13 protein-coding genes are annotated in these 15,456 nt (G+C 37.5%); 10 read left to right on the forward strand and 3 right to left on the reverse strand.

Going from position 1 to position 15,456, the window contains the following annotated elements:
* Nucleotides 1-199 precede the first annotated feature (199 nt).
* The 3 genes from iscB (at nucleotide 200) to OLD84_RS06960 (ending at nucleotide 3,699) form a co-directional block, all read left to right on the forward strand.
* Nucleotides 200-1,474, forward strand: a complete 1,275-nt coding sequence (iscB, locus tag OLD84_RS06950; protein ID WP_209462183.1) for an RNA-guided endonuclease IscB — start codon at nucleotides 200-202, stop codon at nucleotides 1,472-1,474.
* A 511-nt stretch (nucleotides 1,475-1,985) separates the two neighbouring features.
* Nucleotides 1,986-3,371: a class II fumarate hydratase gene (gene fumC / locus OLD84_RS06955; protein ID WP_209462184.1), complete on the forward strand. Its 1,386-nt coding sequence runs from the start codon at nucleotides 1,986-1,988 to the stop codon at nucleotides 3,369-3,371.
* 130 nt (nucleotides 3,372-3,501) lie between these two features.
* Nucleotides 3,502-3,699 (forward strand): alpha/beta-type small acid-soluble spore protein, encoded by a 198-nt coding sequence (locus OLD84_RS06960; protein ID WP_209462185.1) that lies wholly within the window; start codon nucleotides 3,502-3,504, stop codon nucleotides 3,697-3,699.
* Between the two features lie 205 nt (nucleotides 3,700-3,904).
* Here OLD84_RS06960 and OLD84_RS06965 read toward each other — a convergent pair whose 3' ends face one another.
* Together OLD84_RS06965 and OLD84_RS06970 are read right to left on the reverse strand one after the other, a co-directional pair.
* Nucleotides 3,905-5,002 (reverse strand): ABC transporter ATP-binding protein, encoded by a 1,098-nt coding sequence (locus tag OLD84_RS06965; protein ID WP_209462186.1) that lies wholly within the window; start codon nucleotides 5,000-5,002, stop codon nucleotides 3,905-3,907.
* An 88-nt stretch (nucleotides 5,003-5,090) separates the two neighbouring features.
* Nucleotides 5,091-5,978 carry a PucR family transcriptional regulator gene (locus OLD84_RS06970; protein ID WP_209462187.1) on the reverse strand — a complete coding sequence of 296 codons (888 nt, stop codon included), beginning with the start codon at nucleotides 5,976-5,978 and terminating at the stop codon, nucleotides 5,091-5,093.
* Between the two features lie 189 nt (nucleotides 5,979-6,167).
* Between OLD84_RS06970 and OLD84_RS06975 the strand changes: the two genes are divergently transcribed.
* Both OLD84_RS06975 and OLD84_RS06980 read left to right on the forward strand, forming a co-directional pair.
* Nucleotides 6,168-6,527, forward strand: a complete 360-nt coding sequence (locus OLD84_RS06975; RefSeq protein WP_209462188.1) for a YlbF/YmcA family competence regulator — start codon at nucleotides 6,168-6,170, stop codon at nucleotides 6,525-6,527.
* 174 nt (nucleotides 6,528-6,701) lie between these two features.
* Nucleotides 6,702-7,472: an enoyl-CoA hydratase-related protein gene (locus OLD84_RS06980; protein ID WP_209462189.1), complete on the forward strand. Its 771-nt coding sequence runs from the start codon at nucleotides 6,702-6,704 to the stop codon at nucleotides 7,470-7,472.
* A gap of 131 nt (nucleotides 7,473-7,603) precedes the next feature.
* Here the strand turns inward: OLD84_RS06980 and OLD84_RS06985 are convergent, their stop codons facing one another.
* Complete coding sequence (locus tag OLD84_RS06985; protein ID WP_209462190.1) at nucleotides 7,604-7,789, reverse strand: YhzD family protein; 186 nt, start codon at nucleotides 7,787-7,789, stop codon at nucleotides 7,604-7,606.
* Between the two features lie 265 nt (nucleotides 7,790-8,054).
* Here OLD84_RS06985 and OLD84_RS06990 point away from each other — a divergent pair, with 265 nt between their 5' ends.
* The 5 genes from OLD84_RS06990 to OLD84_RS07010 all read left to right on the forward strand — a co-directional run bounded on the left by OLD84_RS06990 (nucleotide 8,055) and on the right by OLD84_RS07010 (nucleotide 15,359).
* Nucleotides 8,055-8,990 (forward strand): ABC transporter ATP-binding protein, encoded by a 936-nt coding sequence (locus OLD84_RS06990; protein ID WP_406724664.1) that lies wholly within the window; start codon nucleotides 8,055-8,057, stop codon nucleotides 8,988-8,990.
* Nucleotides 8,983-10,233, forward strand: a complete 1,251-nt coding sequence (locus OLD84_RS06995; RefSeq protein WP_209462192.1) for an ABC transporter permease — start codon at nucleotides 8,983-8,985, stop codon at nucleotides 10,231-10,233. Before OLD84_RS06990 ends, OLD84_RS06995 begins: the two co-directional genes overlap by 8 nt.
* A 98-nt stretch (nucleotides 10,234-10,331) precedes the next feature.
* Nucleotides 10,332-11,558 carry a metallophosphoesterase family protein gene (locus OLD84_RS07000; RefSeq protein ID WP_209462374.1) on the forward strand — a complete coding sequence of 409 codons (1,227 nt, stop codon included), beginning with the start codon at nucleotides 10,332-10,334 and terminating at the stop codon, nucleotides 11,556-11,558.
* Between the two features lie 12 nt (nucleotides 11,559-11,570).
* Complete coding sequence (locus OLD84_RS07005; protein ID WP_209462193.1) at nucleotides 11,571-14,528, forward strand: ATP-binding protein; 2,958 nt, start codon at nucleotides 11,571-11,573, stop codon at nucleotides 14,526-14,528.
* Between the two features lie 282 nt (nucleotides 14,529-14,810).
* Nucleotides 14,811-15,359 (forward strand): GbsR/MarR family transcriptional regulator, encoded by a 549-nt coding sequence (locus OLD84_RS07010; protein WP_245301484.1) that lies wholly within the window; start codon nucleotides 14,811-14,813, stop codon nucleotides 15,357-15,359.
* Nucleotides 15,360-15,456: the final 97 nt, after the last annotated feature.

Below are 15,456 nucleotides of genomic sequence, written 5' to 3' on the forward strand. Positions count from 1 at the left end.
GCCCTTAGTTGTCTAGCCTAAGTCTTCATTGACTACGTTGGTTTGGCTATCACACCCTCGGATGATACCCTAGTCCGTTGCTCTGTGCAGGCGCTGTAATAGTTCTAAATGGGTAGGAACGGTCAACCTGACTTTGGCTTTTTAGCAAAGCCATACCAACATTGGCGAAGGGTAACTACTCTGAGAGGAGGAACACTCCATGGTAGTGTTCGTTATCAACAAACATGGCAATCCTTTGATGCCATGTAAACCAAGAAAAGCTCGGGTTTTACTGAAAGAAAAGAAAGCAAAGATTGTATCTCACAACCCTTTTACGATTCAATTACTGTATGGAAGCAGTGGATATACGCAAGAGGTGAATATCGGGGTGGATCTGGGAGCCAAACATGTTGGCATCGCTATTACGAGTGACGACAAGGTACTAGCTAAGGGAGAAGTAGAACTTCGACAGGATGTTAAAGCTGCCATTGATACCAGAAGAACTTACAGGCGATCCAGAAGAAACCGGAAAACACGTTATCGTAAACCGCGTTTTCAAAACCGCAACCGGGAGAAAGGATGGTTGCCTCCGAGTATCCAAAGCCGGGTGGAAAATACCTTCTTTTGGATCGACAAGTTTTACGATCTTGTGCCAAACACTAAGTTAACCATAGAGGTTGGCAAATTCGATGTGCAAAAGATGATCGACCCAGACATTGCCGGGGTTACCTACCAACAGGGTCAGACGTATGGCTATCATGACGTGCGTTACTTTGTATTTGCAAGGGATAACTATACATGTCACGTGTGCAAACAGAAAGGCAAAATTCTGAACACCCATCACCTTATATATCGCTCACATGGGGGTTCCAATCGGGCAGATAACCTGGTTACCGTTTGTACAGACTGTCACACACATGAGAACCATCAGAACGGAAGCATTCTTTGGAAGTGGATGATCGAAGGAAAAAGGTTGCCACAATACAAAGAAGGGCCGTTCATGAATAGCTTTCGCAGGAGGGTATTTTTCAAGTATCCACACGCAGCAATCACGTATGGATCAGTAACTACGCCAAAGCGTAAAGAACTGGGATTGGAAAAAAGCCATATGAATGATGCGATTGCGATCAGTGGCATTCCATTCATCAAAGAAAACACCGGAGACATTTTCAACATCAAGCAATTTCGGAAAAAGAAGCGATCTCTTCATGAGGCAACGGCTAGAAAAGGACGTAAAACGAAAAACACAACGAGTAAACGAAACGAAAAAAACAAGAAATACCTCAATGGATTTTATTTGAATGACAAAGTAAGGGTATATGAAACAACCGGCTACATTACAGGATTTACAGGGACAAGTGGGGCTTACGTTAAGTCCATCGAAGGGGATTATATCACCATGCCCAATAAAAGTTATAAACAGGTTGGTCTCAAAGACTTGAAACGAATTAGCCATAACAACAATTGGCAGTTTGACCAGAAGGCATTTGGCTGACGCCAACCGAAATTCATCTCCCACCTACTCACCTGAGCTATCGCCATTCACATTCCTTGAGGTGGGAGACTTTTTTCGGAGTGCTGTTAAAAAAGAGGTGAAATTATTGCGCATAAATAGTTTACGACGAGTGTTATACAAGATCTCCAGAATTTTGGGAGATGTGAACGCAGTTAAGAAAGGAAGAGTGGGGAAGCGGGTTGGCAGAAGAGTAGCAGGCAGGGCTTCTGGAAAATTATTAAGGAATCTTTTTAAATAAAATAAGTGAGAAACCTGACCATCATTGAGGTTAAGTTAGCAGTGGAAATATGGAAGACTCCTGTGGGAACAAAGGTCTTCGGTGGGACGAGTAAGCGCAGTCCCAGTCCCTGCACGTGTTTGAAGTCCTTACTAAAAATATCCTGATATTTTTAAAGAGAGCAATTATGAAATGGATTCAAAGATGTTAAAAATTTGATACAATAGAAGAGAAGTTCCAGATTAGTACCATAGACATAGGGAGGAAATGATGATGGATTTTCGAGTAGAAAAAGATACAATAGGGGAAATAAACGTACCTGCTGATAAATATTGGGGGGCGCAAACACAACGTAGCAAACAAAACTTCCCGATTGGAAATGAAGAAATGCCGTTAGAAGTTATTAAAGCGTTTGCTATTTTAAAGAAAAGTGCTGCCAAAGCGAATAGCGATTTAGGCTTATTGGAACCTAAAAAGGCTGAGGCTATTGCATATGCTGCAGAACAAATAATAAATGATAAATTAAATGATCATTTTCCGTTGGTTGTGTGGCAAACAGGTAGTGGTACACAATCGAATATGAATGTTAATGAAGTAATGGCCTATGTAGGAAATCAATGGTTGGAGGAAGAAGGAAGCGACATAAAGCTTCATCCGAATGATGATATTAATAAATCGCAGAGTTCCAACGATACATATCCAACAGCAATGCATATCGCTTCTGTTTTAAAGCTTGATGATACGGTGCTTCCTGCAGTGCGTACATTAAAAAATACGTTAGAGACAAAAGTTGAAGCGTTTCAGGATATTGTGAAAATCGGCCGGACACATTTGCAGGATGCAACACCATTAACACTCGGCCAGGAAATAAGCGGCTGGCATCGCATGCTTGAAAAGTCCGAAATGATGATTAACGAAAGCAAGCATTATCTAAAGGAACTTGCTATTGGTGGAACAGCTGTAGGGACAGGATTAAATGCTCATCCTGAGTTTTCAAATCGTGTTTGTGATGCGATTAATGAATTCACTGGAAAAGATTTTACCTCTGCAGAAAATAAATTCCATGCTCTAACTAGTCATGATGAGACCGTTTATGCACATGGAGCTTTAAAGGCTTTGGCTGCAGATATGCTTAAAATAGCCAATGACGTCCGTTGGTTAGCAAGTGGCCCGCGAAGTGGAATAGGAGAGATCACTATTCCAGCAAATGAACCTGGAAGCTCCATTATGCCAGGAAAAGTTAATCCAACACAAAGTGAAGCAGTAACAATGGTAGTTGCACAAGTTATGGGAAATGATGCAACAATTGGTTTTGGAGCAAGCCAAGGTAATTTTGAGCTTAACGTATTTAAACCAGTAATTGCCTATAATTTCCTACAATCTAGCCAAATTCTCGCAGACAGTATTCTTTCATTTGATGAACGCTGTGCACAAGGTATTGAGCCGAATCATGAACAGATTGAAAAATATTTAAATGATTCATTGATGCTCGTAACGGCATTAAATCCTCATATTGGTTATGAAAATGCAGCTAAAATTGCAAAGAAAGCATTCGATGATAACTCTACTTTAAAAGAGACAGCGGTAGAACTGGGATTACTAACGGAAGAAGAATTTGAGAAATATGTAAACCCAGAAGAAATGACATATCCAAAATAATTAAAAATGGTTATTCCATCTTAGATGGAATAACCATTTTTTTCTTCCTTAGTTATCACAATTTACCAGTGAAAAATCGTGATAAGTTCAACGGATCTGTGAACAATACTTATTACAGGAGGTGATAGACATGGCAAATAATAATAATTCAAATCAACTAGTTGTACCTGGCGTACAACAAGCACTTGATCAAATGAAAACTGAAATTGCTCAGGAATTTGGCGTTAATTTAGGTGCTGATTCAACATCACGTTCTAACGGTTCTGTTGGTGGAGAAATTACAAAACGACTTGTTCAATCTGCTCAACAACAAATGAATGGACAATAATCTAAATAATGGTGGCTACTAGAGAGTTCAAAGTCCTAGTTTAAATGAAGTAGAGGGAAGGTTCTCATTAGCCTTTCCTCTACTTTGATTTATCGCAGTTTAATGGATAAGTCGGCACTGCTGAAGGAAGTTTTACTTTGAAAGAAGAGGTGACACTCGTCACCTCTTCCTCTCAATTTTGCGGGCAATATGCACCAATTGGATTTTATTTTATCCGTAATTCTGTTTCTTGATCAAAAAAGTGTACGTTATTCATATCAAAGCCTAATTCGATAGTTGATTCACCTGATATATCTGATCGCGAATCAACTCGTGCAACAAACTCCTGCTCCTTCACTTTAGAGTATAGATAGGTTTCTGCTCCCATTAATTCAGCAACATCAATTTCCGCGTTTATTTTTGTATTTGGTGAAGCTTCAAGAAATGCTGGTTCGTCATGAATATCTTCTGGACGAATACCTAAAGTAATTTCTTTATCAACATAGCCTTGTCCACGCAATGTCTTCATTTTACCTTCTGGTATCTGTATTTTTATATCTTCCATTTCGAAGTATCCATCTGTTAGTTTTCCGGTAAAGAAATTCATGGAAGGTGAACCAATAAATCCTCCAACAAATACGTTATCAGGGCTTTCATAAACATCTTTCGGTGCACCAACTTGTTGGATAAATCCATCTTTCATAACGACGAGACGAGTTGCCATCGTCATTGCTTCTGTTTGGTCATGGGTTACATAGATAGTGGTTGTTTTTAACCGTCTATGAAGCTTTTGAATTTCTGCACGCATTTGTACACGTAATTTAGCATCTAAGTTTGATAAGGGCTCATCCATTAAGAATACTTTGGCATCTCGAACAATCGCGCGTCCTAGTGCTACACGCTGTCTTTGTCCACCAGATAAGGCCTTTGGTTTACGATCCAAGTATCCCCCTAGACCTAAAATGTCAGCAGCATTATTCACGCGATCTGTAATTTCATCTTTTTTAAATTTACGAAGTTTTAAACCGAATGCCATATTATCATATACGTTCATATGTGGATACAAAGCATAGTTCTGGAAGACCATCGCAATGTCACGGTCTTTCGGTGCAACATCATTCATTTTTTTATCATTGATGTAGAGCTCGCCCTCTGAAATTTCTTCAAGGCCTGCAATCATCCGTAACGTGGTTGATTTCCCGCAACCAGAAGGACCAACAAATACAATAAATTCTTTATCCGTAACATTTAAATTAAAGTCATCTACGGCAACAACACTTTTATCATATGTTTTTTGGATATTTTCCAAACGTAATTCAGCCATTCTATCCCCTCCATTTATGTAAGCGTTTTACTATACTAAGTATATAAAAGTAGAGGATAATAAGAAATAGCAAACATGCACAAAAATGCTAGAGGCTTTTGTGCATGTTTGCTAGTAATGCTAAATAGACAACCATTGCCTGGTTAAATTGACGTATATCCACACCCGTCTTATCAATAAATTTATCTAATCTATATTGCAGGCTATTACGGTGCATGTATAACTCCTTTGCGGCAAGTGATACATTTAAATTACATTCAATAAAGGTTTTAACTGTATGTAATAGTTCATCGTCTGCTGCTAGTTCTCTTAAAACAATTGTAATCATTTCATTTCGTAAACGCGCACCGGCTTGATCCACAACAATGGAGGCAAATGCATCAATATAGGTTATAACGGATTTATCGGAATAGGTGAAAGCCGTATTACCACTTTTTACAAAAGATATATAGTATTGATCAATATTCTCTAGATTGTCGAAATAAGGGCCTACTAAAAAATTAATTTTCACATATAAATCACTCATTAATACATCAATAATCTGTTCATACGAAATTGCGTCATCTTCGTGCAATGTTTTTTCTTCAATAATTACGCCTTCTGTTTCATTTTCCCATATAATAGGAACCGGTGTGGTGAAAAATACATCAAGTGCTTCTTTAAATGACTTTGGATCTATTTGATTTTTTTTAATGGAGAAATAGACAAATCGATAGGGGGTTACTGTTTTATTGTCAGAGCCATTTTTTATTCGCTTCTTCCAAATCTTTTCATCTTCTGTTTGCAAAGGAAAGTTTATATTATAGGGTGACAAAAAAGCGGCTAAGATCGATGTGTCTCTCTCCGTTAATTCATTTTCATCGATACCTATAATTTTATTTTCTTCGACGTTAAACCATTTGTAATTCGTTAACCTATCATAGTCATCCCCGTATACAATCATTGATGGGAAAGCTTTTTTCAATTTTTTTAGCATAAAGAAAACCTCTTTTTATTCAGTTTAACAGACAGGAGTATACGCTTTCTGATCTGCGTCCTTTTATAATTATAGCAATAATTTCGCTTTTGCAAAACTACTTTTATACAATAGTGTTTGCCGAAATGCTATACATGTCTCATTTCGTTTGTTATAGTTATTTCTAGAATAACTTAAGGAGGTAATTTCGTGCCAAATATTTATGATAGCGCGTATGAATTAGAAAAGGCAATTCGTGAGAGTGAAGAGTTCAAAGATCTAAAAACTGCATATGATGCGGTGATGGCTGATGAATCTGCCAAGCAAATGTTTGATAATTTCCGTGAGACGCAAATGACTTTACAGGAAAAACAAATGCAAGGACAAGAAATCACGGAAGAAGAGGTTCAAAAAGCCCAGCAAGTAGTAGAGCTTGTTCAACAGCATGGTGATATTTCTAAATTAATGGAACAAGAACAGCGCTTGAATACGGTAATTAACGATGTTAGCCGTATTATTACAACACCATTGGAAGAGTTATATGGTAGTCCTGAGGAACAAACGGAATAGGTAGAAGGTAAAAAAACTCGTAAAATAAAAATTTGCGAGTTTTCTTTTGCACTTTTTGCAGGATTATTCCCTATTATGCCGAATTACTAAAGAAGAATACATATAGAAAATTTGGCACTTATGCACTAGGAAAGCTTTACACGTTCCTATCTAATGAAAATGGGGGGCTTTTATATGAGTACGGTATTAGTAGAAAGTCAAAACAATATATCATATATTTATCTGAATCGTGCCGAGCGTTATAATGCAATAAACAAAGAAATGTTGGAAGAGTTGCTTAGAGTAGTGGAAACGGTTGAAAAAAATGAAGATAGCATTGTCATCTTAGCTGGAAAGGGAAAGGCTTTTTCTGCTGGTGGTGATGTTGGGATGATGAAGGACTTTGCAGATAGCGCTTTTTTTGATGGAATCATGAAAACGATTGAGCGAATTGTTCTGAAATTATATATGATGCCAAAAATCGTTATTTCAGCTCTTCAGGGATCGGCAGCCGGGCTGGGGTTGAGTTTAGCTTTAACGGCAGATTATGTAATCGCGCAACGAGAATCGAAATTAGGGGTGCTATTTATGGGAATTGGCTTGGCTCCAGATGGAGGCGGACATTTCCTATTAAAAGAACGATTAGGTATCCACCAAGCTAAACAATTTATATGGGGCATGAAACAAGTAGACGCCAGCCAGGCTAAGGAAATGGGACTTGTTGATATTATCACAGATAAACAAGTAATGGAAGAAGCAACGGAGGTAGGGAATAAGCTCTTAGCTACGCCATTAACAGCAGCTCTCAAAACAAAAGAAATGTACCATTCGACACAAAAAGAAACACTTAGATATTATCTGGAAGAAGAAGCGAAAACACAGTGGAAGCTGAGAAATACAGATGATCATCAGGAAGGTGTACAAGCATTTCTAGAGAAAAGAAAGCCTAAATTTATAGGCAAATAGCTTTGAAACCCTTATACTTTGTTGTGCAAGTCTTCGGTTTTAACCAGTCCAGTGAGCGATAGAGATGTTTGCTTTCCTATTAACTAATAAAAGCGACTTCATGCGAAAAATGAAAGTCGCTTTTTGTCTCATTATCTATGAAACAATATTAATTTAGCTTCTGGAGATACACAGCGATGGGTATGTTCGCTGTATCCTTCTTCCTCCAGCCGTACTTGACCGATTTTTTTAGCTTCATCGTTATTTTCTGCAGTAAATGATTCATCGAGTAGCTTTTCACCAGATTGAGCAAAGACAGTTAACGCATAGGTTCTCATGCAAATACCTCCCTAAATGTAAAAAAATAAAATATATTTTTGATTACGAATTCATCCTGTATTTATTGTACGCTAAACAGCTTAAATTAGAAAGTAATTATTTTTTAAATGTGAAACTATTAAAAATGAAAACATATAGTATTATTGTTGGCAGTTAAGAAAGTATAACTACTTTTTTACTCCATAAGGCATCGGCCATTAAAGGCGGGCACTCCAAAGGGATTCTAACAAAGCAAAGAACGCTTTCTAAGAATCCCTTTAACCGATGCCAAGTTCTAATAGGGGGAAAGGGGAGAGAAAGTTGACGTTGAAAATCAAAGATGTAACGAAACGGTTTGGCAAACATACGGCAGTGGATCATCTTTCACTTGAGATACCGGAAAAAGAAATGTTTGGAATCTTAGGTGGGAATGGGGCCGGGAAAACAACAACCTTCCGTATGATCTTAGGGTTATTGGACATTACAGAAGGGGAAATTTCCTGGAATGATGAGGCGATCGGCTATGATAAAAGTCATTTGATCGGTTACCTGCCAGAGGAAAGAGGACTTTACCCGAAGTTGAAGGTAAGGGATCAAATTATTTATCTCGGCAAATTACGAGGGATGCGTAAAAGTGAGGTGGTTACAGAATTAGAAGCATGGCTCAAGCGTTTTAAAGTGCCTGAATACATGGATAAAAAAATAGAAGAATTATCGAAGGGAAATCAGCAAAAAATCCAATTTATTTCTGCAATTATTCATAAACCTAAACTACTAATCTTGGATGAGCCGTTTTCCGGGCTGGATCCGGTTAACGTAGAAATGCTGAAAGAAGCTGTTATTGATTTGAAAGAAAGAGGCACATCGATTGTATTCTCATCCCATCAAATGGAGCATGTGGAGGAATTATGTGAGCATTTATGCATTTTACATAAAGGCAAACCAGTTGTTCAGGGGACTCTAAGGGAGATAAAACAGTCTTATGGCAGGAAGAACTTAGTCATTCATGCAGCTATTCCGCTAGAATTTTTACGGGATTTTCCCGGTGTTGTTAGTTATAAAAAGGTAACCGAAGGCTGTGAGCTGCAAATTGAAAATGAAGATGTCTCTCAAGGAATTTTTAGGGAATTGCAGGGAAAAGGATTTGTTCGTAAATTTGAACTGGAAGAGCCTACCTTAAATGATATTTTCATTGAGAAAGTAGGTGCTTCTTATGAATAAATTCTGGATCATACTGTCACATACGTTCATGACACGTGTGAAATCAAAAGCTTTTTTAATCAGTACCATCATTACATTATTATTTATTGCTGGGGTCGCTAATATTCAAACAATCATGGATGCCTTTTCGGATGATGGTAGCGATCAAATTGCTGTAATAGACGAATCGGATGAATTATTTGATCCTTTAAGTCAAAGTGTGGAACAATCAGATGAAAATATGGAACTTGTTCTATTCGATGGCTCTGAAGAAGAGGCGAAAACGGCTGTTCAAGAGGAAGAATATCAAGCATTACTGGTATTAGCATTAAATGAAAATCAATTACCTGAAAGCACCTATTACGCAGATGATATTTCTGGGGCCGGGGTTCAGACAGTTATTGAACAGCAGTTGCAGCAATTAAAAGTAGCACTTGCGACACAGCAGGCGGGTATTGACGCGGCCACGTTGGAGCAAATATATGCACCAGTGACGTTTGAACCGATAGCACTGGATGAAACGGCTAAAACTTCTGAGGAGCTCAACCAAACGAGAGGAATTGTTTATATCATGCTGTTTGTGTTATACATGGCGATCATTATTTATGGGCAGATGATAGCAACTGATGTAGCAACGGAAAAGTCGTCAAGGGTTATGGAAATTCTCGTATCCAGTGCACCGCCTGTTACCCACATGTTTGCAAAGATTGCCGGCATAGCTCTACTAGGTTTAACCCAGGTCGGATTATTTGTTGGCGTCGGGTATGCATTGATTATGTCGAAACAAGAGGAATTGACGGGTGGTGTTTTTGAATATCTGGGAATTCAGGATGGCTCTGTTTCGGTATATATTTATGCATTAGTATTCTTTATACTGGGCTATTTCCTATATGCAACACTTGCTGCAATGCTTGGAGCGCTTGTCAGCAGAGTGGAAGATGCCAATCAAATGATGATGCCAATGATATTGTTAATTATGGTTGCATTTTTCATTGCGATGTTTGGCTTAAGTACGCCGGAGTCAAGTCTTGTAAAAATAACTTCTTTTATTCCGTTTTTTGCACCGATGATCATGTTTTTACGTGTCGGAATGCTGGATATTCCAGTATGGGAAGTCGCCTTATCCATTGGATTATTAGTAGCAACCATCGTACTTTTAGCTATAATTGGTGCTCGTATATACAAAGGTGGTGTCCTCATGTATGGGGGAACGAACTCTTTAAAGGATTTGAAAAAGGCGTTTACGTTATCGAAGAAAGAATAGATTTTGAAAAAGGTCACTTTTCAAGTGGCCTTTTCGACTTCGAACGTGCATTCGTAAACAGTTTTTGCTAAAATAGAGAGGAGAGTAGAGGTGTGAAAATGACAAAGCAAATTTCTTTTCTCCATGCAGCGGACCTGCATTTAGATAGCCCGTTTAGAGGATTAGCAGATACACCTGATCCTATTTTTCAGGAAATACTGGAAAGTACATTTGTTGCGCTTGATCGTTTGGTACAAACAGCTTTGGATAAGGAAGTTGATTTTGTGTTAATGGCTGGTGATTTATTTGATAATGAAAAACAAAGTTTAAAGGCACAGGTTCGTCTGCGGCGAGCCTTTGAACAATTACAGCGACATAACATACAAGTCTACCTATCTTATGGAAATCATGATTACATAAATGGGAATATACATCCGGTTACTTACCCTGATAATGTACATATTTTTCCAGATGAGAAAGTAAGACAATTTACATACGTTAAAGCAGATGGAACAGAGGCAGCTATTTATGGATTTAGTTATGAGAATCGCGGCGTATTAACAAACAAGACGGATGAATATGAGGTCATAAATTCATCTATTCCCTTCCATATTGCTATGCTGCACGGTAGTATTAAAAGTAATACAGAACATGATGTATATGCACCTTTTCAACTAAGTGATTTAACCAAGGGTAATTTTGATTACTGGGCACTCGGACATATTCATCAGCGGGAAATGTTAAAAGAAGACCCCCCAATTGTTTATCCTGGTAATATTCAAGGGCGCAATCGAAAAGAAACAGGGGAGAAGGGCTGTTATCATATTGTATTAACCGAAACAGATAAAGAAATGTCCTTCATTCCCCTACAAGCAATTCAATTTCACTCATTAACCATTAATATTTCAGCCTGCGAAGAGCCTCATCAAGTTGAAAATAACATTCAATTCAGGATGAAAGAAATCATTTCTACAACGCCCATGCTGATCGACCTTACCCTTACTAGTGACAATCCACAAATCCAAGAATCGGAAAGTGGAAATTACCTGGAGGATGTGATCGAACTTGTTAATGAAACATTCATTCATCAAATGAATTGGAACTTTATCTTTCGTTATTCAATTGAGACACATTTTTCAGCCCATGATACAGATCTAGTTAAAGGGGAACATTTTATCGGAGAATTATTTCGTCATGCTGAAGATGTATCTATTCCGTCGTATGTGAAGGAATTGTATCAGCAAAAACAAGCGAGAAAATATCTTGATCCATTAACACAAGAAGAAGAGCAGTCCATTAAAACAGAAGCCCAGCAACTATTGCTTAATGCACTTCTGAAAGATTGAGGGGATAAGAAGATGAAACTATCGCATGCATTCGTATATGGTTTTGGCAAGTGGATTGATTTTGAAATTGATTTTACGAGTGAATCAGCTAAAATCATTTATGGAGAAAATGAATCTGGAAAATCAACCTTACAGAAATTTATTCTCTTCATGCTGTTTGGATTGCCTCCGAAGCAGCGAGCTTTCTATCGTCCTAAAACAAGTGGGAAAATGGGCGGGAGGCTGACCATTAAGGACTCAGTATGTAGTTATACAATTGAGCGATTTGATGAGGTGAAAAATGGCGCGGCAACTTGTTACATCTCGGATGGTAGTGAACAGGGGGAGGAGTGGCTTAAGGAACGTTTAAAAGGAATGACCTATAGTACATATCAATCCATTTTCTCCTTTACAGCCGTTGACTTACATACACTTGAGGAAATGAAAGAGGATGATTTTGGGGAAGTATTACTTGCGATAGGATTAACGGGGTCAAATAATATCTATAACATTGAAAAGAAATTGGATAATCAAATTGGAGAATTATTTAAACCTTACGGGAAAAAGCCTGCGATAAACCAACAGTTGGATTCCTTGAATGATTTATTTGCGAAATTACAATCCAGCATAGCTGAAGAAGCAACATATCGCGAAAAGCAAGCGAAATTAGCTTTCTTAACCCAAGAAAAGGATAGGCTACAAGGTGAACTGCAGCAGGAAAAAAGGAATCTCTTTTCCATTGAGAAGAAGCAGCAAGTATTACCCATTGTTCATGAATACCATCATTATACAACTCAATTAACAAGCTATCCGAAATTCCTCGTTTTTCCTGAAAACGGCGTTGAACGGCTTGAAAAATTGAATGGAGCATTACTTCCCTTACAAAGTGAACTGGCCGTTTGGGAGGATAATCAAGAACGATATAACGAAAAGATAGTAGAATTGCAGGAGAAATTGGAAGATTCTATGTATGAGGAAGCCCAACTAATTCTGCAAAAAAAGGAACAATATAAGGAAAGTAAAAAAGAATTAAAAAGGATTCAATCAAGCCTGGATACACTAAGTAATCAGCTAAATACGGAGATTAATCAACTGAATACAAGGCTTGAATCAGATGAACTATCAACGATTGTACTACCTTTTCACATCGAAAAAACATGGCATCAGATTAAAAACAATTCAGATCAGCTGGCATTGGATAAAGAGCAATTGCGGCAAGAGAAGAACCAATCAAGACAACAGCGAAATTATGTCATTAATCAGCAGCAGGAATTAGAAGATGAATTATTAACGGATAAATACCGTCGTGAACTGGACGAAAAAATTAATGAATATAAAGAACATGATTTAGTAAAAAAGTTAAAGCGTGAATCTGTACAGAAACAAAAGGAATGGGAAAATAAGAAAACAATAAAAGAAAAGAATATTCATCATATGCTGATTGGGAGTATCGTCTTTTCCATGCTGGCTGGAATAATAGCTTTGTTCACAGAAAGCCCTTGGGTAATTTATCTTATTCCCATCCTTCTAATCGTTGGAGTAGGGCAATGGGTTTGGGGACGAAAAACCATCAGAGATATCGACAATGTTCTAATCCAAGATGAACTCCAGGTACCTTCTTTCACAATAACGAAGGAGGAAAGAGAGGAAGCAGAGAAATTACTTACGAGTGATAATAGAAATAGAAATGAACGAGGTTCTTTAAGGGAACAATTGAAATCAATTGATATACAATTTATAAAACTAGATGAGAAACAAAAAATGATTGAGGGGAAAGAGGAGCGATTACATGCTCAATTAAGCGTGCAATATGAAGCCTATCCCTTTTTGGAAGATATAGATGTCAACTACTGGCCAGAATTTTATTATAGTTTAAAACAGCTCTTAAAATTAGACCGTGAACGCAACCAAAGTCAAGCGCAACGTGAGCGGTTACAGGAAAGTCAACATGCCTATCACCAAGAAGTAAATCGGTTCTTAAACGAAAAAAGTAGTGAAACGATTACCACCTCGTGCGATCATTCGATAGAAATAATTGAAAATATGCTTCAAATGTATCAAAATACAAGTAGACAATTGGAACAGTATCAACACTTAGTTATTGAAAATACTCAGAAGCAAAGAGAAACGAAACAAAAGATGCATACGTATGAAAAAGCAATAAAGAAGTTGCTTGACAGTGCCGAAGTTGAAACGATCGATACCTTTTATAAAACATCAAAACAATTAGAAGCGAAACAAGAAATTGAAGAAAAAAGAAATAAAACCATGGAACGTATTCGAGCAAATTATCCGGACGAGCAAATTCTTGAAGAGAGTCTGGATGAAAGTGGATTAGAGATTAGACATCAGGAATCACAGGCTGCAATAGAGCAGATTGAAAAAGATATAAATAAAAAACGCGATCAGCTAGCAGAAGTTTCTGCTGAAATTGACAGAATGGAATTATCAGAAATGCATTCTAAAACAATCCATCGCTATCAGATGGAAACGGAATCCCTAAACAAACTCGCTAAACAGTGGGCGGTGTTTAAAACCGCAAAGGAAATGCTTATAGAAACAAAACGTACCTATAGAAATAAATATTTGCACAAAGTTATGGATCGAACATCCTATTATTTTAAAGAATTAACAGGAGCTTTTTATCATAAAGTTTACGCTCCTACTGATAATAAGCCATTTCAAGTAGAATCGAATGATAATTTGCGTTATACTGTGAATGAGTTGTCCCAAGGTACAATTGATCAATTATATGTTTCTTTACGGTTAGCGATTAGTGAGGTTATGAGTGAAAAACATCGATTACCATTTATGATTGATGATGCTTTCGTGAACTTTGATGCGATACGTACAAAGCGCATAATGAAAATAATAGAAGAGATTTCTGAAACGCAGCAAATGATTATTTTCACGTGTAAGAAAGAAGTAGTCAAAGCATCCAAAAAAGCTGAAATTATAGATCTGGATTATACTACCGTTAGCATTATTTAACAAAAAATGATAAACTAATTTTTATACTTATGTAGAGGATGTTCAAAAAGTCCGATAAAAATGACACATCGAATTTCTTCGTTGGCTTGCTTTTCCGTTGCTCACGTATTAATTGCATACGTTCCGCTACTCAAAGCTACGCCGCCTCGAACTTCTCGGTCCTTTTTATCCTCCTTTTAGAACACGCACATGTAAGGAAAACGTGTAAAAAATGAAGACTTTCTTAAGTATTTGGCGATAAGCCAAGTTTTCAAAGATTATATGCAGATGGAGGGACGTCCATTGCCAGAAGAAAATGAATCTAAAAACTGGGAACAATATGATGAAACAATTGAACGATTTATTCAGGTTATCGCAAAAAACATGAATTTATATGGCATCACCCCTTCTGTTGGACGGTTATATGGTGTATTATATTTTGCCGATCAGGCCATGACACTGGATGATATGCGCGAAGCTTTGGTGATGAGCAAGACCAGTATGTCAACAGGTGTACGGGCATTATCCGATATGCGAATGGTAGAGTCCACATTCAAAAGGGGGATTCGTAAAGATCTATATGAATCGGAAGAGGACTGGTATAAATCTTTTACATCCTTATTCGGTAATCGTTGGCGTCAACAGACAGAAACGAATATTGAAGAGGCCGAGGAAACAATAGCAGAATTAAACGAACTTATGCAGGATACGGAGGACGAACAATTAAAGACTAAAATAGAAACGGACATTGAAAGACTTGACTATGCGAAAAATTATTATGAATGGTTAATGAAATTCATTAAGATTATGGAATCCGGGGAGATTTTTAACTACATTCCAAAAAATAAATAAAAAATCATAGATAGAGATTGACATAATAAAATAGGCTAGTGCGTATTAATGTTGCACTTCGCCAGTTTTTCGTCAGTCTTTTTTCTTTAGCAGATAG

The organism is Virgibacillus natechei, from assembly GCF_026013645.1.
Lineage (GTDB): Bacteria > Bacillota > Bacilli > Bacillales > Amphibacillaceae > Virgibacillus_L > Virgibacillus_L natechei.

Coding starts and splice junctions, on each gene's coding strand:
- iscB (WP_209462183.1), top strand. CDS start 200: ATGGTAGTGTTCGTTATCAACAAACATGGCAATCCTTTGATGCCATGT.
- fumC (WP_209462184.1), top strand. CDS start 1,986: ATGGATTTTCGAGTAGAAAAAGATACAATAGGGGAAATAAACGTACCT.
- OLD84_RS06960 (WP_209462185.1), top strand. CDS start 3,502: ATGGCAAATAATAATAATTCAAATCAACTAGTTGTACCTGGCGTACAA.
- OLD84_RS06965 (WP_209462186.1), bottom strand. CDS start 5,002: ATGGCTGAATTACGTTTGGAAAATATCCAAAAAACATATGATAAAAGT.
- OLD84_RS06970 (WP_209462187.1), bottom strand. CDS start 5,978: ATGCTAAAAAAATTGAAAAAAGCTTTCCCATCAATGATTGTATACGGG.
- OLD84_RS06980 (WP_209462189.1), top strand. CDS start 6,702: ATGAGTACGGTATTAGTAGAAAGTCAAAACAATATATCATATATTTAT.
- OLD84_RS06985 (WP_209462190.1), bottom strand. CDS start 7,789: ATGAGAACCTATGCGTTAACTGTCTTTGCTCAATCTGGTGAAAAGCTA.
- OLD84_RS06990 (WP_406724664.1), top strand. CDS start 8,055: ATGCCAAGTTCTAATAGGGGGAAAGGGGAGAGAAAGTTGACGTTGAAA.
- OLD84_RS06995 (WP_209462192.1), top strand. CDS start 8,983: ATGAATAAATTCTGGATCATACTGTCACATACGTTCATGACACGTGTG.
- OLD84_RS07000 (WP_209462374.1), top strand. CDS start 10,332: ATGACAAAGCAAATTTCTTTTCTCCATGCAGCGGACCTGCATTTAGAT.
- OLD84_RS07005 (WP_209462193.1), top strand. CDS start 11,571: ATGAAACTATCGCATGCATTCGTATATGGTTTTGGCAAGTGGATTGAT.